This window comes from Streptomyces sp. NPDC002784 (genome assembly GCF_053592135.1).
In genome coordinates this window covers 1-1,992 of record NZ_JBSFVD010000141.1, presented here as the reverse complement: position 1 = coordinate 1,992, position 1,992 = coordinate 1, and the positions used below count along the sequence as shown (strand labels likewise).

Genomic DNA, 1,992 nt, shown 5'->3' with positions numbered 1-1,992 from the left:
GTTCGGCGTGCAGCAGCCAGATGTGCGCGGGCCCGCCCGCCGCCGGCGGGGTGAGCCGCCGGCCGGTGACCGCCGCCGGGTCGAACGCGCGGACCTGTGTGGGGTCGCGCAGCGTGCCGGTGGCGTACGGCATGGCTCAGGCCGCAGCCGTCGCGGCGGTCCGTACGGTCTCCTCCATACGGCTGCCCTGGCGCATCCGGAAGCGCAGCCGCAGTCCCTCGTCGGTCCGCTCGGCCTTCACGGTGCGCTCGGCGGTCCAGCCGAGGGCGCGGAACTCGCCTTCGCCCAGGTGCACCAGCGCCGCCCTGGGCTCGTCGTCGACCTCCAGGACGAGCCGGCCGCCGTCGAGTCGGAGCCCGGCCTGCCGGTCGGGCCTGCTGTCGTCGGCGAGTTCCTCGGGCTCGCCGTAGAGGAAGGCGTCGGGGATGGCGAACGTGCAGCGGAAGTCGGTCAGTTCGTCCTCGGTCAGCGGGATCTCGGGGCCGTTGAGCAGCACCTCGGACCAGCGGACGCGGTCGCGGAACTCGGCCGGGAACAGCTCCAGCAGTTCGGCGTTGACATAGGCGTCGATGACGAGGTGGACGCGGCGCTCGGAGCCGCCGTTGCGCACCGAGTGCAGGCGGGAGAAGTCGCCGAACCACAAGGTGCCGGGCTGCCAGGTGTGGGGCTGCCCGTCGAGGGTGAGGACGGCTTCCGGGTTGGTGACGAACGGTATGTGCAGCCGCACCCAGCCGGCCGCGAGCCCGTACGGCTGGTCGCGGTGCTCGTCGACCTCGGCGCCCACGCCGAGCGACATCAGCCGTACGGCGCGCAGTTCGGTGGGCAGACTTTCCAGGATGGACCGGATGTAGGGGGTCTTCTCCAACCACGGGGTGGCGGCGTACTCGACGAGGCCGAGGCCGCCGGGGTCGGTGCGGCCGGCGCGGCCGTCGGGGCTGCGCAGCGGCAGCACCCGCCAGTCGAGGACGGTGTCCTCACTGGGTTCCAGGCTCTCGCCGTAGGTGCGCTGGGCCGCCCACTGGGTGCGTTCCAGGACGGCGAGTTCCGCCAGCAGCCGCTCGACGTCGAAGTCACCCTTCAGGCGTGCGGCGCTCAGGTTGCCACTGCTCATGATGTGCCTCTTTCCTCTCGTGCTGTCGGAAGTGTGCTCTTGCGCGGTGTGCTCTCGGACGGTGGGCGGGGCGGGCTCAGGGTGCGGGGACCTTGTGGTCGTCGGGCTCGGGGGTGACCGCGGGCGGTGGCCGGTCGTCGAGTTCGCGCCAGTGGGGGCGCAGGGCGGGCAGCACGGTGCTGCCGAGATAGAGGGCGGCGCAGCCGATCAGGACGGGGCCGAGGCCGGCCAGGGTGACGAGGAAGCCGGCGAGGATGGGCCCGAGCGGAACGCCGGCGGAGCCGACGGAGTCGGTGAGCGCGGAGACCCGGCCCAGCAGGGGGCGCGGGATGCGCTCCATCATCACGGCGTTGAGGATCGGATTGACGAAGCCGATGGCCAGTCCGTCCACGACGGCGACGGCGAGGACCGTCCACAGCGGCAGGTCGAAGACCAGCACCAGGAAGCGGGGCGGCCCGGCGAGGAGGAAGGCGATGACGTACGTCGGCCGGCGTCGCAGCCGGTGCGCGAGCGCGGTGGCGAGTGCGGAGCCGCCGACCGCGGCGATGCCGAACACCGAGCCGAGGGCACCGATCGCGGCCGGGCCACCGCCGGTCTCCTCCGCCCAGACCGGGATGAGCAGGGAGCCGTACGCCGCGTCGATGAGGTTGGTGACGCTCAGCATGACGGCGATGGACCGCAGCAGCCGGTCCTGGCGCAGGAACCGCAGCCCGGCGCGGAGCCGTTCGAGGTAGCTCTCCTCCTCGGGCGCCGTGTCGGTGGACTCCGCGGGCGCGGGGCCGCGGCCGGACCCGGTGACGGCGATGATCAGGGCGGAGACCAGGAATGTGACGGCGTTGACCGCGAGGGCCCACATCGGGTCGAAGAAGGCGACCACGGCG

Annotated in this window: 2 protein-coding genes; both read right to left on the bottom strand. The window is 72.9% G+C overall.

Annotated elements, in window-relative coordinates:
* Positions 1–136 precede the first annotated feature (136 nt).
* Complete coding sequence (locus ACWD1Z_RS37240; RefSeq protein WP_451125322.1) at positions 137–1,111, bottom strand: aspartyl/asparaginyl beta-hydroxylase domain-containing protein; 975 nt, start codon at positions 1,109–1,111, stop codon at positions 137–139.
* Positions 1,112–1,187: 76 nt separating this feature from the next.
* Positions 1,188–1,992: MFS transporter (locus ACWD1Z_RS37235; protein WP_451125320.1), on the bottom strand; the 805-nt coding region annotated here is incomplete at its 5' end.

Coding starts and splice junctions, on each gene's coding strand:
- ACWD1Z_RS37240 (WP_451125322.1), bottom strand. CDS start 1,111: ATGAGCAGTGGCAACCTGAGCGCCGCACGCCTGAAGGGTGACTTCGAC.